Below are 24,769 nucleotides of genomic sequence, written 5' to 3'. Positions count from 1 at the left end.
TATTGATTTTTAACTGCAAAAGGCGCTGTTAAAGCGCCTTTTGTTTTATGTTTGGTATTTATCCCTGCGCTGGGGTGAGCAGGTCGGCTAAGTTGATTTGGGTTTCGATGCTTTGCTCATCAAGCAGGGTGATCAGCCCTTGTTTATTGGCAAAGTCGAGATTAAGACTCGCCTGCGCATTTACCGCAGACCATGTGAGTGTTAGTGATTTTCCACTGGCTGCCATCGTAAAACGGCCATTAAATGCGGCGCTGCTATTACGCAGTTTAATCAATTGAATAAGAGCGTTAACCACTGGTTTCTGCAGGGCTTGTTGCACTTTTTCTCGGTTTAAATAGGGGCGATTAATATCTCGGCCAACATGGGTTTGATTTAGCAATACCATGTCGTTGGGTATGGTAAGTAGGCCTGCGTAGTACACCTGCGGAATACCCGGTGCGAAAAACTGAATCGCCCGAGCCATCAAGTAATCTAGGTCATTTTGCCCGAGGGCATCGTAATAGGTGCAGTTGATTTGATACAAATCGACATTGCTGGCGGCTGCCCCTGTGGCTTGTAAACTCTCGCCTTGACTGTTGCTGTGTATGGTTTCAACTAGATTATCGATTTGTTTTTCGTCCAATAATCCTTGTAAGCCATCCATTGGGCCCACATCGATAATGCCGATACCATCGTGGGTATCGAGTACGGTAATGCAGTTGCGAGGCGCCATTTCAAGCCAGTGGCTCAGGGCACGACAATCTTGGCTGAAGAGCGTGTGTAAAATCAGCGGTGGTAATGCAAAGTCGTAAACCATATCGACCCGTTTAGCGATATCGATTTGCGTCATGTGATGGGAGTGAATTTCGGCTAGGGTTGTCATGCCTAACTGATTGGCTTGCTTCGCTAATTTATCTACAAACTCGAAGGATTCCTCAATCATAAAGCAGCTAGTGCCGGGCTTTTTGATCGCATAACCTGCGGCATCTAAGCGGATTAAATTGACTTTGCTGTGGTTAAATCGCGCCAATACACGGTTTAAGTAATCTTTACCTGCTGCGGAGTGTACGTCGATATCGATTTGGTTACGGGTAAAGGTGGTCCAAAACTCTTCCGTTGAACCATCCGCTAAGGTGTAAGTGCTAAAGCAGCTCCCTGGGCGAGGGCGGTAGATAGCTTCTTGATCTTGCTTGCTTAATCCCTCAGGGAATACCTTGTCCTTGGTTAGGAATAAATCCCAGTAAGCCGATTGTTTGCCATGCTTGAGCACATCTTTAAACTCGGGAGACTCCGCGGACATATGGTTAACGATCAAGTCGGCCATGATGTCGAACTCTTCACCTATGCTTTTGACATCGTCCCAATCACCTAAGCGTGAATCCACTTGCACATGGTCTATGGGATCAAAACCCGCATCGCTGCCATCGATAGGATAGTAAAAGGGCAGTAGGTGAACGCCCCCAAATAACCCCTGTAACTCGTTATTGAGTAAGGCTTTGAGTTCTTTGAGTCCGGCACCGGTTATCCGATCGACATAGGTGATCAATTGCACTTGATTTTTCATACTTTGCCCACGTTTGAGTAGCCTTCCCAGAGTAAAGTTTGCCCGCGTTTATTTATAAATTGCGCAAACAAACTTAATCGATTAAGTTGTATATTTAACCAATGTGAAACATTATTCAAGTGGTTTGTTTTATTTTTGAGTTAGTCTTGGGTTTTGGGGGGATTAGCTCACTGCTGTACATAAATAATGCCTAAAGCTGTTTGGGGCTTAGCCAGCTTCAGAGGGAGTTAGGCGCGATAACGATAAGGTGAAACAGTATGGTAAGTGATTCAAATTCTGTAGAAAATCGCCATCACACTCGTATTCGAGTGCTGACGTATTTAATGTTTTTTATGTTTGCTATGACCTCCGATGCCGTGGGCGTGATCATCCCGCAGCTGATTGCTGAATTTGGCCTCTCTTTGTCTCAGGCGAGCGCCTTCCATTATATGCCGATGATTTTTATCGCAATAAGTGGCCTGTTTCTGGGTTTTTTGGCGGATAAAATAGGGCGTAAACTAACCATTTTATTAGGGTTGTTGTTGTTCGCTATTGCCTGTTTTTTATTTGCGCTTGGGGAGTCGTTTTATTATTTCCTGATGCTATTGGCCTTGGTGGGCTTGGCAATTGGGGTATTTAAAACTGGGGCTTTAGCCCTGATCGGTGATATCTCTCGGTCACCAAAACAACATTCCAGCACCATGAACACGGTCGAAGGATTCTTTGGGGTTGGCGCGATGGTGGGGCCAGCCATCGTCAGCTATCTGCTTATCAGTGGTGTGTCATGGAAGTATTTGTATTTTGGGGCGGGTGTATTTTGTCTGCTGCTCTGTTGGTTAGCGTTTAGGGCCGATTATCCGCAGGTTAAGCAATCCTCGACGGAAACAATTAATCTGGCGAACACCTTCAGTATGATGAAAAACCCTTATGCATTAGGGTTTTCCCTTGCGATTGGTTTGTATGTGGCCACCGAAGTGGCGATTTATGTATGGATGCCTAGCCTGCTGCAAGAGTATCAGGGCGATTACACTGTACTGGCGGCTTATGCCTTGACCCTCTTTTTTACCCTGCGAGCAGGTGGGCGGTTTTTGGGCGGATGGATACTAAATCACTTTTCGTGGCAACAGGTTATGTTTTGGTTTAGCTTAGCGATTAGCCTTTGCTATCTCGGTTCTATGCTCTATGGGGTTGAGGCCGCTGTGATTCTCTTGCCTCTCTCTGGGCTGTTTATGTCAATGATATATCCCACCTTAAACTCCAAGGGGATCAGTTGTTTCCCCGTGGCGCAGCACGGTTCTGTGGCAGGGGTAATCCTGTTTTTTACCGCGGTTTCTGCGGCGCTGGCTCCCCTTTGTATGGGGTTAGTTGGAGATATTTTCGGCCATGTGAAGTATGGCTTTTACCTCGCTACTGGGTTTGCGGTTTTACTGTGCCTGTTAGCGGGCGTTAACCTGATTAAAGATCCTACTCAATCATTGTTGGGCCGTGAAACCGCTTAAATTGGAATGTGAAAGAAAAATTTTTTCTGTCACATTTCTCCGATTAATCAATTAACTATCTATTTTTCTCACTTTAAGTTTGTGGGTCTGTACAAAAAACACACTTGATTTTTGTTATTTAGTTGCTAACTTGTTAACTTAATCGATTAAGATGTTTTTTAGTAAAGTGAAATAACAGGCTAATCGATTAACAACAATTTCAGTAGAAGTCGCCGTGGGGAGAGGGGCGGCTTCTCAAATATGGGTGGGGACATAAAAATGATAAATCGCACATCACAACAATTCTTGTTAAGCACAATCGCCGTCTTGGTGAGTTCTCAGCTTTGGGCTGCCGATGCACCTGCACAGGAAGAAACCAAGAAAGATGCGTTAGGCCTTGAGCGCATTACTGTTACGGGCGTGGCCCGTGGCACCCGCGTCATGGACTCGAGCGTGTCAGTCAGCAGCGTATCACTCGCCGAGTTGGAGGTTAGTACTCCACGTTCATCCGCCGAAGCATTTCGGATCATTCCAGGGATGAAGGTGGAATCAACGGGCGGCGAAGGTAATGCTAACATTGCTGTACGTGGCTTACCTGTGGCATCGGGTGGTGCTAAGTTTCTTCAAATTCAAGAAGATGGTTTACCAATTCTACAGTTTGGCGATATTGCCTTTGGTAATGCGGATATCTTTTTACGTTTAGACTCTACAGTACAAACCATTGAATCTATTCGTGGTGGTTCGGCATCCACTGCGGCGAGTAATGCTCCCGGTGGCATTATTAACGTGATCAGTAAAACCGGAAGTTCAGATGCTGGCAGCGTGTCGACCACCTTTGGCTTGGACTACGATACCTTCCGTACCGACTTTGAATATGGCACCAGCATCAATGACAGCCTGCGTTTCCATGTGGGTGGTTTTGTGCGTACTGGTGAAGGCCCTCGCCAAGCAGGTTATGACGCCAACAAGGGCGGTCAGGTAAAAGCTAACATAACCAAAGAGTTCGATAGTGGCTATGTTCGTCTTTATTTCAAACACTTAGATGATAAAAGTATTGGCTACTTACCCATGCCAATGTATTCGGACGGTAGCTCTGTCCCAGGTTTTAATGCGAAATCCGATGCCATTCAGTCAGCATATTTCCTCTCGACCCTGAGTTTGGGCGCCGATGGTGAGCGTCGTCGTGGTGATATGCGCGATGGTATGAACCCTGAGGTTAACTCTGTGGGTTTAGAGGCGTCTTTTGATTTAGGCAACGATTGGCAGGTCGAAAACCGCTTCCGTTTCTCGGATGTGAGTGGCAATTTTATGGCGCCATTCCCAGCCGAAGTGGCTAATGGCGCCGACATTGCGGCCAGTATCGCCGGCACTGGCGCTAAGTTAATTTATGCCAATGGCCCTGATGCGGGCAATCCTATGGATGGACTCGCCATGCGGATCCATACCTTCGACGTTAAGATGAATGACTTTGGCTCAATCGTAAACGACTTAAAATTAACGAAAACCTTTGACGATACCAGCGTTACTCTGGGTTATTACAATGCCACCCAAAATATCAATATGACCTGGATGTGGAACTCCTATTTGATGGAAGTCAAAGGGGATAACGCCGCATTGCTTGATGTTGTGGCCGCCGATGGTACCGCCTATTCCGATGCTGGGCTCTACGGCTATGGTGTGCCTTATTGGGGTAATTGTTGCCAACGTAATTACGATACCGAATACAACATTAAGGCGCCTTATCTTGCGGTCGCGTCAAGCTTTGGGGATTTATCGCTGGATGCCAGTGTGCGTTACGACAGCGGCGATGCCAGTGGTTACTACGCCGGCAATGTGCAATCGCAAGTCGATATGAACTTGGATGGCGTAATCTCTATTCCTGAGCAAAGTGTCTCTTCTATTGATAATGCTAATCCGCAACCCGTGAATTATGACTGGAGCTACACTTCCTATTCACTCGGCGCAAACTATCAGTTTGACAGCGATTTAGCTGCTTTTGGTCGCTTGAGTCATGGCGGCCGTGCCAACGCGGATCGCCTGTTATTTGGTAAGGTTCGTGCCGATGGTTCAGTGGCAAAAGAAGATGCAGTCGATAATGTGGATCAATATGAGTTAGGCGTTAAGTACCGCTACGATGACTTATCGGTGTTCGCGACCGCTTTCTACTCCGAGACCGAAGAGCAAAACTTTGAGGCGACGAGTCAGCGTTTCTTCGACCGTAAGTACAAAGCCAAAGGGATTGAAATTGAATCGGCCTATTTTATCGGTGACTTCGATTTTAGGGGTAATGTCACTTGGACCGACGCTGAAATTGCTAAGGACGCTCTAACACCAGACGTTGTCGGGAATACTCCAAGAAGACAGGCCGACTTTATCTACTCGCTGATGGGACGTTATAACTTTGACCAAGGTTCAGTGGGCATCAACCTGATTGGCACTACTGACTCCTATGCACAAGATAATAATGATCTGAAGTTTGATGGTTACAATCAGGTCAATGCCTTTGCAACCTACAACTTAACTCAGGCCTTAAGTGTCTCCTTAAACGTCAACAACCTGTTTGACGCCACGGGTATCACAGAGGCTGAGGAAGGTTCGATTCCTGATAACAATATTATCCGCGCTCGCACCATTAATGGCAGAACCACGAGTGCAACCTTGAAATACGAGTTTTAACTCCGGCGGGTTTGAGGTTTAAAACCGACAATTTAAAAGGCCCATCCAGCATGGGCTTTTTGCTTAACTAATAGAAATATAAAGGGATCCATATGACGGTATTACTCAGTTTTGGAGAGGTGTTAGTGGATTTATTACCCACAGAGGCTAACGACAAATCCCATCAAGCCATTGCGGGCGGCGCGCCTGCAAACGTGGCTGTAGGTTATGCCAAACTGGGCGGTAAGAGTTATTTTGCTGGCGGCATTAGCAGCGATGATTATGGCGTAATGTTAAAACAAGCCCTCGAGAACGAAGGCGTTGCTACAGATTATTTGGCCGAAGTGCCAGGTGCGCCAACGGCGACAGTGGTGGTAAATTTGGATGAAAATGGTGAACGAACCTTCGAGTTTAACCGCCAAGGGACTGCCGACCTTTGCTATAGTCAGCGCCATTTCGATGCCATTCCATGGCCACAGATGGATGTTTTTCATCTCTGTTCCAACACCTTTACCGAAGCGAGCATTTTTAACGCGAGCATCTATGGTGCCCGTTGCGCTAATTCATTCAATAAGATAGTGAGTTTTGATGTTAACTTGCGCTTATCACTCTGGCCCGATACCGCGTTGCTTGCAGAGCGAGTAGAGCAGTGTTTTCGTTACACACAAGTGCTGAAAATGAGCCGTGAAGAAGCCGACTATTTAGCCTTAACGCGGAATAAGAGTTTCGAAGATTATTTGCAGTTTTGTTTGGCGCAAGGTGTTGAAGTGATTTTGATTACTGACGGCGCCAATCCAGTGCAGTGCATCACAGTAGATGAGCGATTTAGCGTGCCAGTCCCCCAAATTAAAGCCGTAGATACCACGGCGGCGGGCGACAGCTTTATGGCGGGATTTTTGTTTGCACTGGGTTCTGAGTTGGAGTTTGATCTCGAGCATTTAACCTTAAAACATCGACTTGCATGTCAGGCACAGTTGCGCAAGGCGGTTGAGTTTGCGGTGCGTTGCGGCGCCGTAACCTGTTGTCAGAAGGGCGCTTTCCCTGCTTTACCCACATTGTCGCAGGTGAGTTAACACTTCACTCCAAACTATTAAGCTAAGGTGAGCTATGGCTTGTCTTAGCTTTTTTCGAGCATATTGCGCGAACTTCATCACGTTTTACTTGCCCCATTGGTCGAGCATTTGTGCTATTTTAGCTGCGGCTTATAGTCGAAGGAGCATAGGTTTCTCCTCTGCTTTCGGTCGATATGGTTTTATTTCAACATGATTGGGGATTTCCTATGAGCAAAGCAAAAATCGGGATTGTAACGGTGAGCGATCGTGCCAGCGCGGGGATTTATGAGGATATCTCGGGCAAGGCGATTATCGACACCCTCAATGATTACCTCACCAGCGAGTGGGAGCCGATTTATCAAGTGATCCCCGATGAGCAGGATGTGATTGAAGCGACCCTGATCAAGATGGCCGATGAGCTGGATTGCTGCTTGATTGTGACCACGGGCGGTACTGGCCCAGCAAAACGCGATGTGACGCCCGAGGCGACTGAGGCCGTGTGCGATCGTATGATGCCGGGCTTTGGCGAGTTGATGCGCGCTGAGTCATTAAAGTTTGTGCCTACGGCGATTCTCTCGCGCCAAACTGCGGGCTTACGGGGGGATTCATTAATTGTGAACCTGCCGGGCAAGCCTAAATCAATCCGTGAATGTTTAGATGCGGTATTCCCAGCGATTCCTTACTGTATCGACCTGATGGAAGGGCCGTACCTCGAGTGTAACGAGGCCGTGATGAAACCTTTTAGACCTAAGGCAAAATAATCCGCGCTGCAAGATTGCATAAACCCAAGCCTAGCTTGGGTTTTTTATTGGCATTTGTTGTGGACTGTTGTGGTCGCGCTAAGTCGCAAGTACGCAGCTTGACTTAGCGCCTATAGACACAGCTTTAATACTCTGTAATACGAGTTTAACTGCGGTGCATTAATGACTATTTTAATGCCTCAATTTGCTGTGCCAGTGTGGTCTTAGCGGCGTTGTCCTCTGCATCTGTCACTATGCGCTCCAGCACTTGCACACGCTCGATAAGCACCTGATTCTGTAAGCTCAACTGGGTGAGTTTATCCTCAAGCTGCCGATCGTTTCCGCCACCCAATTGGCGCATTTTTAGGTAATGCTTGAACATCTCTGTGGCGCTTACACCGATAATAAAGGTCACCATAATGACCATGATAATAAATTCTTTTTCCATGATTGGCTCCTTAACTCAATGTTAGGGCGCGGCGCGCCCTCTGCGGGTTGATAGTGTTATAAACCGAAGATCACTTTTTCGCTCTTTAACGATTTTTCCATGCCGAATGCCAGTATTACCGCAATGGCGAGTGTGCCCAAGGTCGATACCAGCAATTGCAGCATGTTCATATCTTTACCTTTAATAAAGTCCATCAGTGCCTGTTGCTGACCCGAAACGGGCAACCATTGCAGGACGTCGGGCGCGATGTTGTAGCTGGCGGCCATCGACAGTGCCAAGGGCACAAACAGCACCATGGTTAGATAGGACTGGGCTTCTTTAAAGGTTTTGGCCATAAAGGACACAAACAATTGCAAACAGGCAGCCATCAGGGCAACTGGGATACCGACCAGCAGCATCAACGCCATAAATTCGCTGGTAATGCTGACGCTAAAGCCGAGCTCCTGCCAAGGCACGAAGGTATAGGCGACCTTAGATACTAACAAAATCAACACTAAGCCGAGCAGGGCAAACAGACCGACAGCAATGATTTTAGAGAGCACTAATTGGCGCGTGGTCAGCGGATGGCTGAGTAACAATGCCAAGGAGTTACGCTCACGCTCACCGGCGCTGGTGTCGATGGCCAAGTTCATCCCCGAGATAAACACTGAGTAAATCATAGTGAAAATGGCGATGCCTAAGATCATCCCGCCCTTAGAGTCGGTGGTGGCTTGGTCGTGCACATTCACTTTCAGGGGCTGCACCACGCGAGGGTCGATACCGCGGGCGATTAAGCGCAGGCTGCCCATTTCGGCGCTGTAGGCCTGCAACTGTTTCTCTAAGCGGCGAATCGAGTTTTGCAGTTTTTCCTCTGAGTTATCGGCAACGATAGTGATTTCTGCGCCTTTGCCTTGGTTCATCTGCTTGGCATAGTCGGGGCTGATAATCAGCTCGATGGCTTTCAAATCCTTCGCGCCAGCTTCGCCTTGGGTAATGCCCTTGTTAGACAAAAATCGCACTAAATCCGGCGCTTTGTCGGGATTAGTGATGCTGATTTTAAGATCGTCCGGGCTGGTCAGCTGGCCGATAAGCACCATAAACAGGCCGCACATGATCAGCGGCGTACCGATGGCGTAGTAGAGTCCCGCCATCACAGAGCGTTTATCGCGGGCGGCGTCTATCAGTTCCTTGCGAACCATTGCGATGATTTTGTTCATGATTATTCCTTATCCCAAGTTTATCTGTTCGCTATTAAGTCGAAGCAGGTGTTATCGCAATTTGTGTGAGCGTTAATGCTGTGAGTCATCATGCGGCAATGCCCTCATCGGTACCGATCAGCTGGATAAAGGCATCTTCGAGTGAGGCCTTACCCGTTTGCGCGCAGAGTTGCTCTGGGCTGCCGATGGCGACCACTCGACCCTGCGCCATCACGATCACTTGGTCGCACAAGGCCGCGACTTCTTGCATCACATGGCTGGAAAACAGCACGCAATGCCCTTGATTCTTAAGGTCGATAAGAATATCCCGCAGCAAGCGAGTGCTCATTACATCCAGCCCACGGGTCGGCTCGTCGAGGATAATATTGCTCGGGCTGTGGACTATGGCTTGGGCGAGGGCGGTTTTCATTCGTTGCCCTTGGGAGAAGCCTTTACAGCGGCGATCGCTGATATCTTCGAGGCGCAGTTTAGCGATGACATTGTCGGTGGCCGCCTTGGCATCGCTTGCGGATAAACCGCTGAGTTCGGCAAAGTAACGGATATATTCCCGCGGCGTTAAGCGCTCATACAGACCGAACGGGTCGGGGAATAAGCCTAACTGCTGCTTAGCACCAATCGGGTCGATGGCAACGTCGATACCTTCAATTTCAGCCGTGCCAGTATCGGGTTTTAACAGACCGAAAATCGTGCGTAAACAGGTGGTTTTACCCGCGCCATTAGGGCCGAGCAGGCCGGTGATCTGGCCATTTTCGGCAACAAAACTCAAATCGTTTAGGGCCTGCACTTCGCCGATGCGCTTAGAAAGATGGGATACTTTGATCATGACTTACTCCTTGGCTCCAGTGCTGGGCTTATCTTTGGAAGAGTGGGTTGCATCTTCGGTCGCGAGTGGCTCAACCGAGCTGGCATTTAAATAGAAGCTACGGCGCACATCCTTCTTCAAACATTCACCATCGAGATCTTTGACCGAACCAGTACGCACTAACTCGGCGACTAGGTTATTGGCGCAGGACTGATAGGCCACACCATGGGTAGCATAAGGTGCGACAAAGTGTTTGGCGTTGGTGAGTTTTTCCATCGCCAGTTCTCCCCAGCTCGGTGGGGTTGCAGGGTCAATTTCGCCCGATAGCAACAGCGTGGGGATTGCACTCTTAATAGGCTCGCTAAAGCTGGCATCGACGGGCGGCACCTTCCACACAGAACACGATGCTTCGAGGCTTTCGAGCATGGTTTTGCCTACATAGGAGGTTTTGGCCTGTTCGCGCATCGCTGGGGTGATGCGATGTATGTCTTCACCGCAGACGACTGAGGCGTGCATGCCCATCGCCATGCCTGCACCATCGGTAGTTAAGGCATACAATCCGAGTAACGGTTGATAGTTTTCTTTGGCGGCCTGATGAATCGCATGGGGCACTAAGGCGCGCACATTGGTTTGATATAACGCCATTCTGATCGCGCCGTAAAACTTCGCGCGAGTGAGCGTGAGTAAGGACTTTTCACCCGTGACTGGGTCGTGCACTTGCTCTGTGATTGGCCCTTCGGTCAGTCTTGCAACCACTTGGTCAAACTCGGCCCTGAGCCCAGGAAACTCGGCATGGCAGGCCGCGGTTTCTTGGCAATCTTTAAACAGCAAGTCAAAGCCGCGCTCAATTGCCGAGCCGATTTCTAATACGCTTTGCTGCATCGGCACTACGCCGTCTAAGGTGACTGTGGCTAGATGCTCGGGATACAAACGCATATAGAGCTGCGCCATGCGTGTGCCGTAAGAAATGCCGTATAAGTGCAGCTTTTTGTAGCCTAAATGGGCGCGCACGGCTTCGAAGTCTGCCACTGCATTGAGACTGCCGTATTGGGTTACATCGCTACCCGTTAATTGATCTCGGCATTTTTGCGCCTCGGCTAAGCTATCAATATTGTCATCGTTGAGGGCGAGTAAGGATTGTTCACCTGCATCGCAATTCAATAGATTTGAGCGACCTGTACCGCGTTGATCAATCAGCAAAATATCCCGCTGCTGTCGCACTTTATTCAGCATGCTATCAAAGCTTGCCGCATTATCTATGGCCGATTGACCTGGGCCGCCTGCTATCGCCAGCAGTGCTTCTTCATGATTGACGTTTTTCACCGCAGGCAAGACCACATAATGCACTTGGATCTGTTTGCCATCGGGCTTGTTGGGATTCTCAGGCACAGTCACAAAGCCGCAGTTTAAACGGTCCGAAACACCGTCCACATAACAGGTATTTGTGGGGGTTGTTGAAGGAGCTGATTTTTCACTTGCCCAAACCGTTGCGCTAGCCATAGCGAGCATAAGCGTACTAAACCCTATGATTTTGCGAGTTGAAATATGTTTATGCCAGCCTGTGTTTGAACGCTTAATCGCAACGCAAGCGCCGGCATTATGGGACTTCCTGTGGATCATGCTATCTATCATGAGCGCTTTCCTTTTTGCATTTCAGGATGAGTGTGATACTTTAAATACAGTGTATCGGTGTATCAATGTATTAATACAGTGTGTAAAGCCTAATGTTAGAACTTTTAAATGTCAACCCCAGCAGTGGTGAGCCAATTTACAAGCAATTACACGAGCAAATCGTGCGCTTGATTGTGGGCGGCCAACTGCAAGAGGAAGACGTATTACCCTCAGTGCGCCAGATTGCGGAATACCTTGCGGTGAACCCGATGACAGTATCTCGCGCGATTCAGCAATTGGTGGATCAGGGCTGGTTAGAACGCCGCCGTGGGCAGGCGACTCGAGTTGCTGCCCGTACCGAGGCGATGGAGTCGGGCGTGAGTCTGCTTGAGCCGCAATTAGATGGCTTATTGGCACAAGCCAAGCAGCTGGGCGTGAGCCTGCCCGAGTTGCTGCAATTGATTAACGAGCGCTGGCAAGCCTAGTCGGCCCAAGCGAAAACGAGAATAAAAAGGACGCAATTCGATGGATCAAGAGTTTCCCCCAATACTTGAGTTTTCTAAGGTAAACAAAGTTTTTCGTGGAAAAAATGGCGTTGAAAAACAGGCGTTAAAGGATCTGTCCTTGTGCTTGTCTGCCGGGATGGTGGTTGGCTTATTGGGACAAAATGGTGCGGGTAAATCGACTTTAATGCGCTGCGCTTTGGGGATTCTTTCGCCCGATTCGGGTGACATCCGCACCTTAGGTGAGACGCCGGAACAACTCTCGTCTGCCGCAAAGGAGCGCCTTGGCTATGTGCCACAACAGCCCTTTGGTTATGAAGGTTTTACCGTTGAGCGCGCTCTTGATTTACACCGCAGCTTTTATCCCCATTGGGACATGCAATTAGAGCAAGATTGGCTTGCCCGCTTCGAATTAGATGTGACTCAACAGGTACAACGCTTGTCCGTTGGGCAGCGTCAATCCTTGGCCTTGATCATGGCGATGGCCTATCGTCCCGAGTTGCTGATCCTCGACGAACCCGTGGCCAGTCTCGACCCGATAGTCAGACGCAAGTTTATGGTCGATTTGTTCGACTTGGCCCTCGAATCCGGCTCGGCGGTGCTGTTTTCATCCCATATCACCTCAGATTTAGAGCGGGTCGCGAGTCATGTGGCACTGATTAAACAGGGCGAATTAGTGCTGTTTAAGGAAATCGATGCTCTACGGGAAGAGGTGCGTCTACTCAAACTGGCTGTGGGTACGGAGTTGCCTGAGCAGGTGCGTATTTTGAGCCGTGATGGTAATTCTGTGCTGGTGGATAGTGGCGCAATCGATCTCAATCTTCCCGGCGTGCAGCGAAGTGAAGCGCTTAATTTGGAGCAACTCTTTGTGGAGTTACACAAATGAGTTCAGCTAAACCGCTTGTGCAACCTACTGATAAGCCTGCAACACAGCATTCAATCAATCCCTTTAACGGCATGCTGCGCCTGTGGTTATTTGACGTGGGCAGTGTGAGTTTTTTGGGTACCGGATTATTTGGCTTAGCCCTGAGCGTTTTGGCGGGATGGGCTGGGCAGAAGGAGAGTTTTGATATTTTTGTCGGCATGGGGATTGTCTCTACCTCAGCTGCGGTCGCATGGCAGTTGATTCGCTTGATGGCGAGTGAATGCTCAATCTTAATCCCCCGTTATCGGCAGAATATTTTTATCCAGTGCGAGGTGATGCTCATTGGCGTGTTTAGCCTTGCGGTGCTCTTATGCGTATTGTTTGATTTTACCTCTAGCCTGTCGCTACTGGTGTTTGCCCAAGGGATAAGCTTAGGTTTTATTTTGCTGTGTCTGCGGCACACCCAATGGTTTTACTCCTCATTTTTACTGTTTATCTTAGTGCCGTTTTCTAGCGCTTTGGCTGAGCAAGTACCATTGTGGCTGAGCATCATAGTGTTGTTTGTGTTTGTCGTTCTGATTTGGCGCCTCTGCCTAGTGTTACCTTGGCGGGTGGAAGCACGCAGTGTGTACCTCAACGGGTTAGAAATGGGCTGGTTTTGGTTGCCTAATCTGCAATCCATGCGGTTTTTGAGCCGTTTCGAGCGTTATTTGCATCCGGTTAACTTTTTTATCGGGCCGATGTTAACCGTATTGCTGTTGTTGCTGCCCGTGCTGACATTGGTGCTGGGGGTATTATCCCATCAGTTTAATTGGGATTTTCCGGTGTTACTGCTACTGGCGCAGTTTTGTGTGATCAGCTGTTCGCTGGTGCATTGGAGTCGGGTGCAACGAGCGCGTGCAACAGAGTTACTGTTGTTGATGCCGGGTTTTGATGGCAGAACCGGTTTGGTTAATGCTTTTGCCCGAGGGCAGCAACGATTGCTGTATCTCATCAGTGTCGGCATGTTGCTCTGTAGTGTGTTTATTACTTGGCTCAATGGCGGGATAAGTGCGCCATTGCTGGCGCATTTAGTGATGAGCACCTATTGGGCTTGTGCCTTGGTGTTAGGGCTAGGTTGCCTGTGCCGCCGAGTGTTACAGGTTAGCTTGACTATGCTGGTGGTGCTGGGGCATTCACTATGGGTGTCTATCAGTTTAGCGGCATTGCAGCATGATGGTCATCTATATTATTGGTTAATAGGCGATCTTTTACTGGTTGTGTTGGGGCAAATTGCCCTGTTTGGCGGCCGTAAAAAGTTATGGCGGGGCGATATCGTTGGGCTGTAATCGGCCTTAAATGACGTGATTTGGGCGACATTTGCACAAGATTAGAGCAAAAACTCTTAGTTTTTAGCTTGCCTTCAGGTAGAATGCTGCAAAAGCGGAACACTTGTAAGCTAAAAGGTGAGTCACTCATGTCGCTCGAACAATATCACGTAATTCGACTATTACAGCAGCAAAGCCAGTCGTTAAAGGAGGCTATTGCGCTGGAAGGTTTTGAAATGGCAGCCCCTTGGCATCAAGTCAGTTGGCAGGCATTTGATGAGATCAGCCATAAAATTGCACAAGTGTTGATTCAACTCGGCGTACAAGTGCAAGACCGCTGTGTGATCCTGTCACAAAACTGCCCACAATGGACCTGTGCCGATATCGGCATTCTGAAAAGCCGTGCCATTGTCGTGCCCATTTACCCAACCAGTACCTTAGAGCAAGCCAGCTTTATCATTAATGATGCGGCGGCTAAGGTGATTTTTGTCGACGACGCTAAGCAATATGCGCTGGCCTGCGAGCTACAAAAACAGTGTCCGACTCTAGAGCATGTGATTGTGTTCGATGCCGCAGTTCAGTTGGCTCAGGATAAACCTCAGCATAGACATTTAGATAACGTGCTAGCGCAGGCATACGACCAAAGTGCCGAGCTGGAGCAACGCTTAAAAGACGCGAATCTTGATGATCTGTTAACCCTGATTTATACCTCCGGCACGACGGGTGATCCTAAAGGCGTCATGCTGGATTACCGCAATATGGCTTCGACTGTGCGTCAGCACGATCAGATTTTGCCTTTTAATGCTGGCGATGTGTCTTTAGCTTTCCTACCGCTCAGCCATGTGTTTGAGCGTAGCTGGAGTTTCTACGTTTTATGCCGTGGTGGCCATAATGTGTATCTGCAAAATACCCAAAGAGTAAAAGAAGCGATAAGTGCTGTGCGTCCGCATACCTTGTGTGTGGTGCCGCGTTTCCTCGAGAAGGTTTACAGCGCAGTACAGGATAAGGTAGCGAAATCCGCAGAGGGTCGTAAAAAATTATTTGCTTGGGCGATGGGGGTTGGCGAGCGTCAGTTTGAAGTGAGCCAAGGCCGCGCTAAGGGCGGTTTGTGGTTATCCTTGCAATGGCGTTTGGCGAATAAATTGGTTTACAGCAAGTTGCAGGCAGTGCTCGGTGGACGGTTAAAGTTTATGCCCTGTGGCGGTGCTGCACTTGATTTAAATGTGGCGTCTTTTTTCCATGCTATTGGTATTCCTGTGCTTTGTGGCTATGGCATGACCGAAACAAACGCTACTGTGACCTGTAACACTTTGGATAACCGTGTCGCGGGGTCAAACGGTAAAGTCTTGCCCGAAATCGAAATTAAACTGGGTAAAGACGATGAAATCTTAGTCCGTGGCGATACCGTAATGCGCGGTTATTACAATCGCCCTGAAGATACTGCCGCCGCCTTTGAAGACGGCTGGTTAAAAACCGGTGATGCGGGACGACTCGATGCCCACGGCAATTTGTTTATTACCGATCGTATTAAAGAATTGATGAAGACCTCTAACGGTAAATATATTGCACCGCAAAGGGTTGAGGGTGCTGTTGGGTGTTGTCCTTTTATCGAACAAGTGGCGGTGATTGCCGATGCGCGTAACTATGTGACGGCGCTAATTGTGCCAGCCTTTGAATCCCTCGAAGCATGGGCAAAGGAAAAAGGCTTAAAGTATGAGTCGCCTATTGAGCTGCTGCGCCATAGCCATGTGGTTGAGCATTTCGAGCAGCGTCTCAAACAGCTCCAGCAGGAGTTGGCTAGTTTTGAGCAAATCAAAAAGTTTACCCTGCTGCCGGAAGCTTTTTCGATGGAGGCAGGATTAATCACGCCGACGCTTAAGTTGCGTCGCAAAATGATTTATCACAAGTACGCCCATGAAATTAATGCTATGTATAATAATTGATTGTTAAATATTTGATCTTAAAAGGCCGCTTAGCGGCCTTTTTTGTCTCAACTACTTCCTGACGCATAGTTCTTAGCTTAAAATTCGCCCCGTTTACTGGTGCGCACGAGGCGCAAGGTGTCGGTGTAAAGGATAGTTAAATGGAACTTTCGATTCGTCGTTTATGCGCCGCTGTCGGTGCGGTGTGGTTATCTTCTTTTGTGGTCATTCCTGCTGCGGTTGCGGCGGAATATGACAAAATGGTTCACGGTCCCGTGGATCTTCCCAATGGCCAATGGCTTAATTTTTATCAAAAAGATCAACAGGTATGGGGCGAAATGCTCTATGGCGATGCGCCCGGTGTGCGTATTGACGATTACGGCCGCGCTGAAATCGTGGCGGTGTTTTACCATGACTTTGACAAGGGCGGTACTAAAGAAGTTATCGTCATGCTCAAGGATGCCGATGGTCAGCATCTACGGGGTTATGGCTTTGAGGGTGAAGAGCTAACTAAATTGCCACGCTTGCAAGCCGTGCTCGATGAAGTTGTACCAACCATTAGCACCTTTACCGTGGGTGGGGTTCGCAAGGTGTTAAGCCAGCTGCCGCCGCAGCAGTATCGTATGACCTATGAGGCGGAAGGGGTAAAAGATCCTGATATTAAAGCGATTTTGGATGGGACCTCTAAGCTCAAACCAACATTAATTGGTTATCGCAATTCTGAAGGCACAGCGGCGGATGTAAAAACCGCAGTGGAATACAAGCTGCGCTATCCCGTGACTCGCACCGATAAGGATGCCGAGGGGCGTGAACGAAAATACAGTCTAGTCGCCACGTTTGATCGCAGTGCCTACGTCGAAGAAGATGGCAGTTTTATGTTAGTCGCCATTGGTTATGAGGCCGACGATGTCGATTGGCTTAAAAATGGCAGCGAAAAAATCCCGCGAACAGGGCCTTTTTACGAATTCATGAGCATGGGCAGTACTTGGGCTGGTGTTGCCAGTGAAGCCAATTATGTTCAAGGCGAACTTGATGGTCACTTTGCCGCCTACGATGCCCGCAATGGCAGTGTGATGTATGCCGGTGACTATAAGCTGGGTAAGCAAGTGGGTAAATGGATAGAAGCCGACAGCCGTGAAACCTATTGGGAGGGCGAGTACCTCGACGGCCAAAAGCAGGGTAAATGGGTATTGCAGTCCATGATGGATGACGCCGATAACTACGGCTTTATTCACTACAACAAGGGCGTGCCCGATGGCCCGAGTGAAATCTATACCCCAGATTACGATTCCGGCACCGAAGGCGCGAAGAAATTATCCGAAAAGGGCATTTATCTCAATGGCGTAAAAGACGGTGAGTGGCTTGAGTCCGATGGTAGCAAAGGCCAATACCAAAAGGGTGTGAAGCAAGGCGCTTGGGTAGAAAAGGTCACCCAAGGGGATTATCGCTTTCAAAGCGGTGAAGGCAGCTACCTCGATGGTAAACGTTCAGGCCTCTGGGTATATATTCGAATCCCAGATGCTAACGATGCATTTACCACTAGGCAATCGGTGACTTACCTCTACAAGACCGAAGTCAACTATGAGAACGGCCTACGCCAAGGTGAGGCTAAGTTATTCAATAAAGATAATTTTATGTTTGCCCTTAAACATTATGATAAGGGCAGACTCCACGGTGAGAGTCTATGGTATTCAGCCCCGAATACTGTCAGCAATGTAGCTAACTATCGTCAAGGCGAGTTAGATGGCCCACAAATGTGGCTCGAACCTAACGGCGATCTGAATGAGTTGAGTCAGTATAAGTTCAATGACGCCGTAAAACTTAAACCCTCGCAGGATGAATGCATGATGCGAAAAGAGCCTTATGCAGGCGATTGTGAGGGTGTAATAAACACAAACAATGCCGAGACTAGCTCGATTAAAGATGGTGATCAGCGAGTGTATCGCGGCGGCCGACTATCCGAATTAAGCTATTACACTAATGGGTCAGTCGATAAAGAATATCGATTCGATTCTAACGGCCGCTTAATGTCTTTGCAGACTTATAAAGCGGGTAAGGAATATGGCCCAAGCATTCGCTATTCCACCGACGGCGGCTATTCGCTCGTGCAATATGGTCATCTTATCAATAACCGTCTCTCTGGCCCCCATTACACTTTCTATCCTAACGGCCAGTTAAAGAGTTTGTGGAACTATTGCCAGCAAGAAGGCGAAACCTGGAACGGTGAACCTTATTTCTGGGATAACGCCATTGCACGTTGCGGTATCCAGCGGGAGTATTTTGATAATGGTGCCGTGAGTTGTATCGAGGATCTCGACAGCAATTATGCCGTGGATAAAGTCTGTTATGACCAGAATGGTAAGTTAGCCAGCGAAATGCTGCGGATTGATGAGCAACATGTGGTGCATAAGCGCTATATCAACGGAGTGATCTATCAGGAGGAACCCGGGTTCTCGGATTTTTCCCATGTGACCAAGGGACGCAAAATCTATCACCTAGAAAACCCAAAAAGCCATGGTGTGTTTAAGTCCTACGACAGCAGTGGCAAGCTCAAATACGAAAAAATTTATGATATGGGTAAGGCTGGCTGTATGAAAAAGTACGATGCTAACGGCAAGCAAACCCCAGATACCGCGAGCTGCCAGTTCTAGCATCGCGCTTCTTATTTCTGTTAGGCTTGGTAGGGATAAACGGGGTAAGCGCCTCGTTTATCCCATTTACAGCATAAAAGTATAAGAACAACAAAAGGGAAGTTTGCATGTCAGTCACCGAATACAGCCTAGACATCCAGCCAAGATTTACCGAAACCGATGGCCTAGGCCATATCAATAACACAGTGATCCCCGTGTGGTGCGAGGCGGCGCGCACGCCAATCTTCGAGATTTTTAATCCCGAGTTGGATTTACATCAATGGAATCTGATTGTGGCAGGCTTTTCCGTGGCCTTTATCGCGCCGACTTATTATGGCAAGAGCGTGACGGTGAAAACCTATGTCAGCCGTATCGGTAATAGCAGTTTCGAGCTGACCCAAAGCTGTTGGCAAGCTGGCAGTAAAACTGCGGAAGTGAAAACCACCTTAGTCCATTACGACTACAGCTGCGAAAAGAGTCGCCCTATCCCCGAAGATATTCGTGAAATGCTAGCCAGCCTCAATGGTGAAGCGGCTTAAATTCGCGTTCACTTTCACCACGTAATTGCAATTACGTGGTGAAAACGCTACCTTGTCGGCCGCAAACGTGATGCGGATCACTTATCTGCACCTTTATTCCTCTTGGCCGGATTTAGCATGAGATTTTACTTCACCCGAATGCGTTCTAAGGACATCTGTCCGCCACGACAACCCCTGAAAAAGATCGTTTGGTCATGGGTCGGGGCCTTTTGTGGCATTTACTTAGTCGCCAGTCTTGCCACTTATATGGGAGAACATCTACTTGGCACTATGTTTGTGATTGGCTCATTTGGGGCGTCGGCGGTATTAGTGTATGGCGCGCCACTGGCTGAGTTTTCTCAGCCACGTAACTTGATTGGCGGCAGTGTATTATCGGCACTGATTGGTGTGGCTGTGTACCAAGTGTTTGCCGATTATATGGTGCTTGCGAGCGCGTTAGCGGTATCACTCGCCATCGCATTGATGTACCTAACTCGCACACTGCACCCACCGGGCGGTGCAACGGCATTAATTGCTGTGATAGGCGGTGAGAACGTGCATCAACTCGGGTTTCTCTATGCGTTGATGCCAGTATTCCTCGGCTCACTGCTGCTATTGCTGGTGGCGCTGGTCGTGAATAATCTCTCCACCGATCCCAAGCGCCATTACCCTGTGTATTGGATTTAGCTATTAGTATTTCAGGAGCTAGATACTACTTGTTACGGCTATATTTCTAAATGCAATATTTCTTTTCCCTTCTGAATATTCTAGGTTAAAGCTTAACTTTTTTATTAATGTAGGGTTAGATTCGGATGGGTACTTAAAAAATAGCTTTAAGTTTGTTGATGACTTTTTGGTCAAAGAAATCTTTTGATTAGACCTTATAAAGTCATTTGCGATGTGTACACGTTCCAGCTCAGCTTTCGTATTCTCTTGATCGAAAATTTCTGTCCACCCTATACCACGAATTTCTAAATCTTCATTTGATACGTTACGGATAACAAGATTACAGATCACTTGAGAACCAGATTTCGAACAGAACTCTAGTTCTATTTCTACTCCCGACTCTACTTGAACGAGAGCGTAGTTTATACGCTGTTCTTTCTCTAAAAAGTAATTACTAAATGAGGATGAAGGCGCGTAAAACTCCCTTAAACTCAGGGATAATGTGCCAAGCATTATGAAGACAAAAGTATAATATCCATATCTACTCCAAGCACTCCTAGTCTTAACGTTGCTAACTAATCGATTAACTATAAACAAAATAGAAAATGCTGAGAGTAGTGCAAAAAATGCAAAAATAGCTTGATAAAGTAGCAACCCGTCAATATTTAGCTGAATTACTTGTTTAAGGAATTCAGAGCCTCTAAATGTTGGTACTAGTATTGCGAATAGTGTTAGTAAAAAACTTAAGAGAGTATTCGAGTCAGACATATACTCCCTGAGATTTTTTTTCTCAGTTTTTTGGTTGTCTATATCGTTGCCCATCGATGAATAGCCTGTAAAGACAGTTTTAATTGTCGTTATTTTAATGTTGGGTCATTAAATGTAAAAATATTTATGTAACAGTTGATTAGTGTGTCAAAAACTTCTGCACATACCAGCAGCTGGCTTCTATCTCGTAATCTTGGGCTTTGGCCCATTTTAGGCCATGGCGAACTAAACGTTCGGCAAGACCTTTGCCACGCAGCTCGTCGGGCACAAAGGTACGGTTAAAGTCGATGTGCTGACCATTGAGTCGGTATTCCAGCACGGCTTCATGTCCGTCAACGGGGATCACAAAGCGTTGTTTATCCTGTTGATGCTCAACGGTGATTTCAATTGGTGCTTTTTCTGACATACAGCCTCCCTCTGATATGGCCTAAAGTGTTATGGCAATGTAGCCATCGACTCGGTAGCTTAAGCTTGCTCGTGTTGTTTAAGAATGGCGAGTAATTCCGCGGGAAGCTCGGCTTTTTGGCCGGTTTTAAAGTTAAACATCACTGCGACCGAAGTGCCTAGGGTCGTTACCGCCTGCTGCTGTTTACTAAACGCCTGATAATGCATGGTGAATCTGTCGCTTTGAATATCGCTGATACTCACGCTGACCAATAGCGTATCGGGGAAGGTCACTGGACGTTTATAGCGGGCCTGATTTTCGCTAATCACTGGGCCAACACCGGATTTATACAGGGCATCGAGTGGAAAAAGGCGGTTGAAAAAGTCGATACGTGCGGTTTCAAAATAGCGGAAATAGACCACGTTGTTGACGTGTTGTAGTGCATCCATTTCGCCCCAAGCCACGGGGATTTCGGTCACTATAGGGTGCAGCGCGAGAAACTTTTCCATTGGACTTAGTGTTGGACTTTCCATTGCATTACTCATAGTCAAAAGCTCTAGTTAAAACGCTCGTTTAAGGCTGCCAGACTAGCAGTATAAAGTGCGAGCGACAAGCCTTAGACAATAGTGACAACATTAAGTGAAGCAAGGAGTTGGCGATGATAAAACAGATTGGGGATACGGTTATTCAGGCAACACATTTTGCGTCTTGCCATTGTGGTGCCGTGGTGTTGGAGTTGTCATTGCCCAATGGCATTGAAAAGCCAAGGCGTTGTGATTGCTCAATCTGTCGGCGCAAGGGCGCTATCGTCTGTTCAGTGCCGCTGGCGGGATTGAAGATTATCAAAGGCGAGGCCGTATTAAAGTGCTACGAATTTAATACCAAAACGGCCAAACATTACTTCTGCTCTGTGTGCGGCATTTATACCCATCATCAAAGGCGCTCCAACCCCAATGAATATGGCTATAACCTTGGTTGCCTCGAAGGCGTTAATCCCTATGAATTAGGCGATGTGCCCGTTTGCGATGGCGTGAATCACCCTGCGGATAGGTAGATGTGATTGCCAGAAAAACAAAAAGCGACCCTAGGGTCGCTTTTGATGTGCAGTGCCGATGTTACTCGATCACTAGCTCATCGAAACTGCTGATAGTGCGAAAATCGCCCGTGCGCTGCTTGCTGTCGCGAACCATTTGGCAGGTCATCATGCCCGCTGCATCGGCGGCTTTTAATTCTTCAATCACATCAGACACAAACAGCACTTGCTTAGGGCTTAAGCTGATGGTGTTGAGAATATTGCAGTAAGCTTGTTTATCTAATTTGTTACCTGTACGGGTATCAAAATGACCGTTAAACATCTCGGTTAAATCACCGCCATCGCTGTGGCTGAATAACAGTTTTTGGGCATCGACAGAGCCCGATGAGAAACTGTAAATACGCAGATTTTGTGCGCTAAAACGTTTAACAGCTTCGATAAAGTCAGGGAAGATATGGCCCTTAAACTCATCATGGGCATAACCTTGCTTCCAAATTAACCCCTGTAGGGTTTTGAGCGGGGTCGCTTTGCGGTCTTCACGAACCCACTGCTGTAAAATTTCAGTCACGCGCGCTAAGTCAGCATCTGGCTCTAGTGCGATATCTCGGGTGTCGCAGATACAGTTTTCCACCAAAACATTGTGTTGGTTCTGCGCTAAAAAGTCTGGCAAGGCTTTGACAGAATAGGGGAATAGCACATCTTGGATAAAGGTTAGGTCTGTCGTGGTGCCTGCTGTGTCTACGACTATGGCTCTGATACCCATAATGTTTTGATACTCCACAATATGTTGGCTAAAAAATGCAACCCCGATCCTAAGCGTTATTGGGGTAATTGGCTAGTGGATTTCACCTTTAAGCCAAGGGAGAATGTGCGCCATATCACTAACTCATTTGGCTGAAAATCAATTAAATGAGTAATTTTAGAGGCTTATCTAGTGGATATAGGTGAAATACTGGATCTAGTGTGGGGAATTATGCTGTTTATAATCCAGCAGTTTGTTGTCGACATAAGACTATGGTCTTAATAGCTAAGGGAAATTTTGGCTGTTATTGTTGCTTTACTCTCTTTCGACTGAATTTGTTCGCCTTTACGATTTAAAGATTGGATTGAGCGCGTAGCAATGATGAGGCTGTTTATGAAATATTTACCCGCATTAGGCTTAGGTATTCTGTTGGCGGTATTGAGCTTTACGAGTTTTGCACTGGTTGCCAGTGCTGGCTATATGCATGCCTTGCTCGGGAGCGTCGATAATCTTAGCCCCACTAGTCCGGTTTATCTGGGGTTAGCTGCCCATGATGCGGGCTTATTATTGCTGCTCTCTGGGCTGATGCTATTTAGCTATCAGCGGCTTTTCCCTCAATTACCATTCGATTGGTACACTGCGGTGGCGATGCAAATGCCACTGGGTTTATTGGTGCTGTGGGCGGATGGGGTTTCCTTTAATCTCACGGACTTTTACGGTGTAGCTAGAGCTTTAACTCTCTTTAGCGCCGCCTTTGGGGTGCTGATTATTTTTGGCTTACTGCAACGCCGTGGCCGCAGGCTTGCTCAGGCTTAATCGGTCATTTGTAGGCCTTAAACTGGCCTTGCAGGAATAAAATTCGTAAAATCATTGGCCTAAATGGATTTGAGTCGTCAAGAGTAGGAGCCAATGAGTTCGATTGAATTTGATATTCCCGAAGAGCACCGCATTCCCTTTCTGAAGTATTACAAACAAAAAATCGCCACTAAATGTGCACCGTTTGAAGCAAAACGTGAAGGCGTAAACCAAAGGCGGCGTGAAAATGCCAAATTCACCATCCCAATCTACTACCTATGCATCACGGTGATTTTAGGGGCATTCGCTGGGCTGCTCGGGGTCCAGTTTATGCTGGTGCCTATGGATTATTTTGTGCCTTTGATGATTGGCGTGTTTCTGCCCGTTCCCGTGATAGCGTTAGTAGTCATTGCCTCGGGTAAGGAAAGCGATGAACTCTATAATGCTGCCTTTGAAAAACTCTATCCCATTAGCCTTAAGTATTTTGGCGATGACTTTGCGCTAACGAGGGCGCCTAAGGTCGATTTCTCTCTCTTCCTTGAGCTGGGGCTGCTGCCTAAAACCGATAAGCAGTATGCGCAAAATTGCCTTAAGGGAACCTATAACAAGGTGCCGTTCCAGTTTTACGAGGTCGATGCTTACAACACTAAATCGAACAATAATGGTTCGGTTGAGCGAGAGACCATCTTCAATGGTGTGCTGCTGGTGTGCAATATTCCTAAGCGATTCAACGGCACTACGCTTTTAGTCACGGATAAGGGCAGTTTAAAAAATCGAATTGAGGGGTTTAAGACTCAGCTGTCGCGGTTCAAGCTTGAGGATGTGCGGTTTGAGCGTTGCTTTGAGGTGTATAGCAGCGACCAAGTCGAGGCGCGCTACTTACTCAATCCCTTGATGATGGAGAATCTGTTGGCTTTGAGCCGCGAGTTAAATGCCGAGGTTGAAGCCTGTTTTTATCAAAAACAGTTGCTGATTAAGATCCCGACAAAACACCACTTCTTTATCAATCAACTCGATTTAGATCGCCCCATCGATTTTAAGCGTAATATCGAGCAAATGTTTACCGAGCTAGGTTATACCTTCTCGATCATCGATACTTTAAAACTTGATACACATACCGGACTATAAGCG

General features: G+C 47.6%; 23 protein-coding genes. 14 read left to right on the top strand and 9 right to left on the bottom strand.

From position 1 onward, the window contains the following. Positions 1-58: 58 nt before the first annotated feature. Positions 59-1,543 carry a sucrose phosphorylase gene (gene gtfA / locus SHEWPOL2_RS09855; protein WP_037427979.1) on the bottom strand — a complete coding sequence of 495 codons (1,485 nt, stop codon included), beginning with the start codon at positions 1,541-1,543 and terminating at the stop codon, positions 59-61. Positions 1,544-1,800: 257 nt separating this feature from the next. On the opposite strand from gtfA, the gene SHEWPOL2_RS09850 reads away from it, so the two are divergent. From SHEWPOL2_RS09850 to mog, 4 genes are all read left to right on the top strand, one after another. Further along, positions 1,801-3,021: an MFS transporter gene (locus tag SHEWPOL2_RS09850; protein WP_037427977.1), complete on the top strand. Its 1,221-nt coding sequence runs from the start codon at positions 1,801-1,803 to the stop codon at positions 3,019-3,021. Between the two features lie 258 nt (positions 3,022-3,279). Beyond that, positions 3,280-5,676, top strand: coding sequence for a TonB-dependent receptor (locus tag SHEWPOL2_RS09845; RefSeq protein WP_037427975.1), 2,397 nt, complete (start codon positions 3,280-3,282; stop codon positions 5,674-5,676). A gap of 92 nt (positions 5,677-5,768) precedes the next feature. After that, positions 5,769-6,728: a carbohydrate kinase gene (locus SHEWPOL2_RS09840; RefSeq protein ID WP_037427973.1), complete on the top strand. Its 960-nt coding sequence runs from the start codon at positions 5,769-5,771 to the stop codon at positions 6,726-6,728. A gap of 206 nt (positions 6,729-6,934) precedes the next feature. Continuing rightward, positions 6,935-7,468 carry a molybdopterin adenylyltransferase gene (gene mog / locus SHEWPOL2_RS09835; RefSeq protein ID WP_037416491.1) on the top strand — a complete coding sequence of 178 codons (534 nt, stop codon included), beginning with the start codon at positions 6,935-6,937 and terminating at the stop codon, positions 7,466-7,468. 166 nt (positions 7,469-7,634) lie between these two features. Here the strand turns inward: mog and SHEWPOL2_RS09830 are convergent, their stop codons facing one another. The 4 genes from SHEWPOL2_RS09830 to SHEWPOL2_RS09815 all read right to left on the bottom strand — a co-directional run bounded on the left by SHEWPOL2_RS09830 (position 7,635) and on the right by SHEWPOL2_RS09815 (position 11,525). After that, entirely contained in the window at positions 7,635-7,895 is a 261-nt protein-coding gene (locus SHEWPOL2_RS09830) for a phage-shock protein (RefSeq protein ID WP_037416192.1), read from the bottom strand. Positions 7,896-7,951: 56 nt separating this feature from the next. Beyond that, complete coding sequence (locus tag SHEWPOL2_RS09825; protein WP_037427971.1) at positions 7,952-9,091, bottom strand: ABC transporter permease; 1,140 nt, start codon at positions 9,089-9,091, stop codon at positions 7,952-7,954. An 88-nt stretch (positions 9,092-9,179) separates the two neighbouring features. Beyond that, positions 9,180-9,914, bottom strand: coding sequence for an ATP-binding cassette domain-containing protein (locus SHEWPOL2_RS09820; RefSeq protein WP_023265913.1), 735 nt, complete (start codon positions 9,912-9,914; stop codon positions 9,180-9,182). 3 nt (positions 9,915-9,917) lie between these two features. Further along, the gene (locus tag SHEWPOL2_RS09815; RefSeq protein WP_037427969.1) at positions 9,918-11,525 is read right to left on the bottom strand and encodes an alpha/beta hydrolase; all 1,608 of its coding nucleotides are present in this window, start codon (positions 11,523-11,525) and stop codon (positions 9,918-9,920) included. Positions 11,526-11,617: 92 nt separating this feature from the next. On the opposite strand from SHEWPOL2_RS09815, the gene SHEWPOL2_RS09810 reads away from it, so the two are divergent. The 7 genes from SHEWPOL2_RS09810 to SHEWPOL2_RS09780 all read left to right on the top strand — a co-directional run bounded on the left by SHEWPOL2_RS09810 (position 11,618) and on the right by SHEWPOL2_RS09780 (position 19,936). Beyond that, entirely contained in the window at positions 11,618-11,989 is a 372-nt protein-coding gene (locus SHEWPOL2_RS09810; RefSeq protein WP_037427968.1) for a GntR family transcriptional regulator, read from the top strand. Positions 11,990-12,029: 40 nt separating this feature from the next. Further along, positions 12,030-12,893 (top strand): ABC transporter ATP-binding protein, encoded by an 864-nt coding sequence (locus SHEWPOL2_RS09805; RefSeq protein WP_037427966.1) that lies wholly within the window; start codon positions 12,030-12,032, stop codon positions 12,891-12,893. Next, positions 12,890-14,200: a hypothetical protein gene (locus tag SHEWPOL2_RS09800; protein ID WP_037416208.1), complete on the top strand. Its 1,311-nt coding sequence runs from the start codon at positions 12,890-12,892 to the stop codon at positions 14,198-14,200. The genes SHEWPOL2_RS09805 and SHEWPOL2_RS09800 overlap by 4 nt, the downstream gene beginning before the upstream one ends. 128 nt (positions 14,201-14,328) lie before the next feature. Beyond that, a complete protein-coding gene (locus SHEWPOL2_RS09795) occupies positions 14,329-16,122 on the top strand; it encodes a long-chain fatty acid--CoA ligase (RefSeq protein ID WP_037427964.1) in 1,794 nt (597 codons plus the stop codon). A gap of 140 nt (positions 16,123-16,262) precedes the next feature. Further along, positions 16,263-18,752 (top strand): hypothetical protein, encoded by a 2,490-nt coding sequence (locus SHEWPOL2_RS09790; protein ID WP_037427962.1) that lies wholly within the window; start codon positions 16,263-16,265, stop codon positions 18,750-18,752. Positions 18,753-18,859: 107 nt separating this feature from the next. Then, a complete protein-coding gene (locus SHEWPOL2_RS09785; protein WP_037427961.1) occupies positions 18,860-19,270 on the top strand; it encodes a thioesterase family protein in 411 nt (136 codons plus the stop codon). Positions 19,271-19,387: 117 nt separating this feature from the next. Then, positions 19,388-19,936: an HPP family protein gene (locus tag SHEWPOL2_RS09780; RefSeq protein WP_037427960.1), complete on the top strand. Its 549-nt coding sequence runs from the start codon at positions 19,388-19,390 to the stop codon at positions 19,934-19,936. An 18-nt stretch (positions 19,937-19,954) separates the two neighbouring features. On the opposite strand, the gene SHEWPOL2_RS09775 is transcribed toward SHEWPOL2_RS09780, so the two are convergent. From SHEWPOL2_RS09775 to SHEWPOL2_RS09765, 3 genes are all read right to left on the bottom strand, one after another. After that, the gene (locus tag SHEWPOL2_RS09775) at positions 19,955-20,737 is read right to left on the bottom strand and encodes a hypothetical protein (protein WP_037427958.1); all 783 of its coding nucleotides are present in this window, start codon (positions 20,735-20,737) and stop codon (positions 19,955-19,957) included. Positions 20,738-20,822: 85 nt separating this feature from the next. Then, complete coding sequence (locus SHEWPOL2_RS09770) at positions 20,823-21,089, bottom strand: GNAT family N-acetyltransferase (RefSeq protein WP_037427956.1); 267 nt, start codon at positions 21,087-21,089, stop codon at positions 20,823-20,825. A gap of 59 nt (positions 21,090-21,148) precedes the next feature. After that, complete coding sequence (locus SHEWPOL2_RS09765; RefSeq protein WP_037427954.1) at positions 21,149-21,577, bottom strand: thioesterase family protein; 429 nt, start codon at positions 21,575-21,577, stop codon at positions 21,149-21,151. A gap of 149 nt (positions 21,578-21,726) precedes the next feature. Here SHEWPOL2_RS09765 and SHEWPOL2_RS09760 point away from each other — a divergent pair, with 149 nt between their 5' ends. After that, a complete protein-coding gene (locus SHEWPOL2_RS09760) occupies positions 21,727-22,122 on the top strand; it encodes a GFA family protein (protein WP_037416229.1) in 396 nt (131 codons plus the stop codon). Between the two features lie 61 nt (positions 22,123-22,183). Here the strand turns inward: SHEWPOL2_RS09760 and mtnC are convergent, their stop codons facing one another. Further along, on the bottom strand, positions 22,184-22,864 hold the full coding sequence (mtnC, locus tag SHEWPOL2_RS09755) for an acireductone synthase (protein WP_037427953.1): 681 nt from the start codon (positions 22,862-22,864) through the stop codon (positions 22,184-22,186). Between the two features lie 372 nt (positions 22,865-23,236). On the opposite strand from mtnC, the gene SHEWPOL2_RS09750 reads away from it, so the two are divergent. Then, positions 23,237-23,659 (top strand): hypothetical protein, encoded by a 423-nt coding sequence (locus tag SHEWPOL2_RS09750; protein WP_037427993.1) that lies wholly within the window; start codon positions 23,237-23,239, stop codon positions 23,657-23,659. 93 nt (positions 23,660-23,752) lie between these two features. Further along, positions 23,753-24,766 carry a DUF3137 domain-containing protein gene (locus SHEWPOL2_RS09745; RefSeq protein WP_037427951.1) on the top strand — a complete coding sequence of 338 codons (1,014 nt, stop codon included), beginning with the start codon at positions 23,753-23,755 and terminating at the stop codon, positions 24,764-24,766. Positions 24,767-24,769 lie beyond the last annotated feature (3 nt).

This window comes from Shewanella sp. POL2 (assembly GCF_000282755.1).
Taxonomy (GTDB): Bacteria; Pseudomonadota; Gammaproteobacteria; order Enterobacterales; family Shewanellaceae; genus Shewanella; species Shewanella xiamenensis.
Note: the sequence above shows the minus strand (reverse complement) of the source record. Positions and strands in the feature narration are given on the sequence as shown.

Coding starts and splice junctions, on each gene's coding strand:
- gtfA (WP_037427979.1), bottom strand. CDS start 1,543: ATGAAAAATCAAGTGCAATTGATCACCTATGTCGATCGGATAACCGGT.
- SHEWPOL2_RS09850 (WP_037427977.1), top strand. CDS start 1,801: ATGGTAAGTGATTCAAATTCTGTAGAAAATCGCCATCACACTCGTATT.
- SHEWPOL2_RS09845 (WP_037427975.1), top strand. CDS start 3,280: ATGATAAATCGCACATCACAACAATTCTTGTTAAGCACAATCGCCGTC.
- SHEWPOL2_RS09840 (WP_037427973.1), top strand. CDS start 5,769: ATGACGGTATTACTCAGTTTTGGAGAGGTGTTAGTGGATTTATTACCC.
- mog (WP_037416491.1), top strand. CDS start 6,935: ATGAGCAAAGCAAAAATCGGGATTGTAACGGTGAGCGATCGTGCCAGC.
- SHEWPOL2_RS09830 (WP_037416192.1), bottom strand. CDS start 7,895: ATGGAAAAAGAATTTATTATCATGGTCATTATGGTGACCTTTATTATC.
- SHEWPOL2_RS09825 (WP_037427971.1), bottom strand. CDS start 9,091: ATGAACAAAATCATCGCAATGGTTCGCAAGGAACTGATAGACGCCGCC.
- SHEWPOL2_RS09820 (WP_023265913.1), bottom strand. CDS start 9,914: ATGATCAAAGTATCCCATCTTTCTAAGCGCATCGGCGAAGTGCAGGCC.
- SHEWPOL2_RS09815 (WP_037427969.1), bottom strand. CDS start 11,525: ATGATAGATAGCATGATCCACAGGAAGTCCCATAATGCCGGCGCTTGC.
- SHEWPOL2_RS09810 (WP_037427968.1), top strand. CDS start 11,618: ATGTTAGAACTTTTAAATGTCAACCCCAGCAGTGGTGAGCCAATTTAC.
- SHEWPOL2_RS09805 (WP_037427966.1), top strand. CDS start 12,030: ATGGATCAAGAGTTTCCCCCAATACTTGAGTTTTCTAAGGTAAACAAA.
- SHEWPOL2_RS09800 (WP_037416208.1), top strand. CDS start 12,890: ATGAGTTCAGCTAAACCGCTTGTGCAACCTACTGATAAGCCTGCAACA.
- SHEWPOL2_RS09795 (WP_037427964.1), top strand. CDS start 14,329: ATGTCGCTCGAACAATATCACGTAATTCGACTATTACAGCAGCAAAGC.
- SHEWPOL2_RS09790 (WP_037427962.1), top strand. CDS start 16,263: ATGGAACTTTCGATTCGTCGTTTATGCGCCGCTGTCGGTGCGGTGTGG.
- SHEWPOL2_RS09785 (WP_037427961.1), top strand. CDS start 18,860: ATGTCAGTCACCGAATACAGCCTAGACATCCAGCCAAGATTTACCGAA.
- SHEWPOL2_RS09780 (WP_037427960.1), top strand. CDS start 19,388: ATGAGATTTTACTTCACCCGAATGCGTTCTAAGGACATCTGTCCGCCA.
- SHEWPOL2_RS09775 (WP_037427958.1), bottom strand. CDS start 20,737: ATGGGCAACGATATAGACAACCAAAAAACTGAGAAAAAAAATCTCAGG.
- SHEWPOL2_RS09770 (WP_037427956.1), bottom strand. CDS start 21,089: ATGTCAGAAAAAGCACCAATTGAAATCACCGTTGAGCATCAACAGGAT.
- SHEWPOL2_RS09765 (WP_037427954.1), bottom strand. CDS start 21,577: ATGGAAAAGTTTCTCGCGCTGCACCCTATAGTGACCGAAATCCCCGTG.
- SHEWPOL2_RS09760 (WP_037416229.1), top strand. CDS start 21,727: ATGATAAAACAGATTGGGGATACGGTTATTCAGGCAACACATTTTGCG.
- mtnC (WP_037427953.1), bottom strand. CDS start 22,864: ATGGGTATCAGAGCCATAGTCGTAGACACAGCAGGCACCACGACAGAC.
- SHEWPOL2_RS09750 (WP_037427993.1), top strand. CDS start 23,237: ATGAAATATTTACCCGCATTAGGCTTAGGTATTCTGTTGGCGGTATTG.
- SHEWPOL2_RS09745 (WP_037427951.1), top strand. CDS start 23,753: ATGAGTTCGATTGAATTTGATATTCCCGAAGAGCACCGCATTCCCTTT.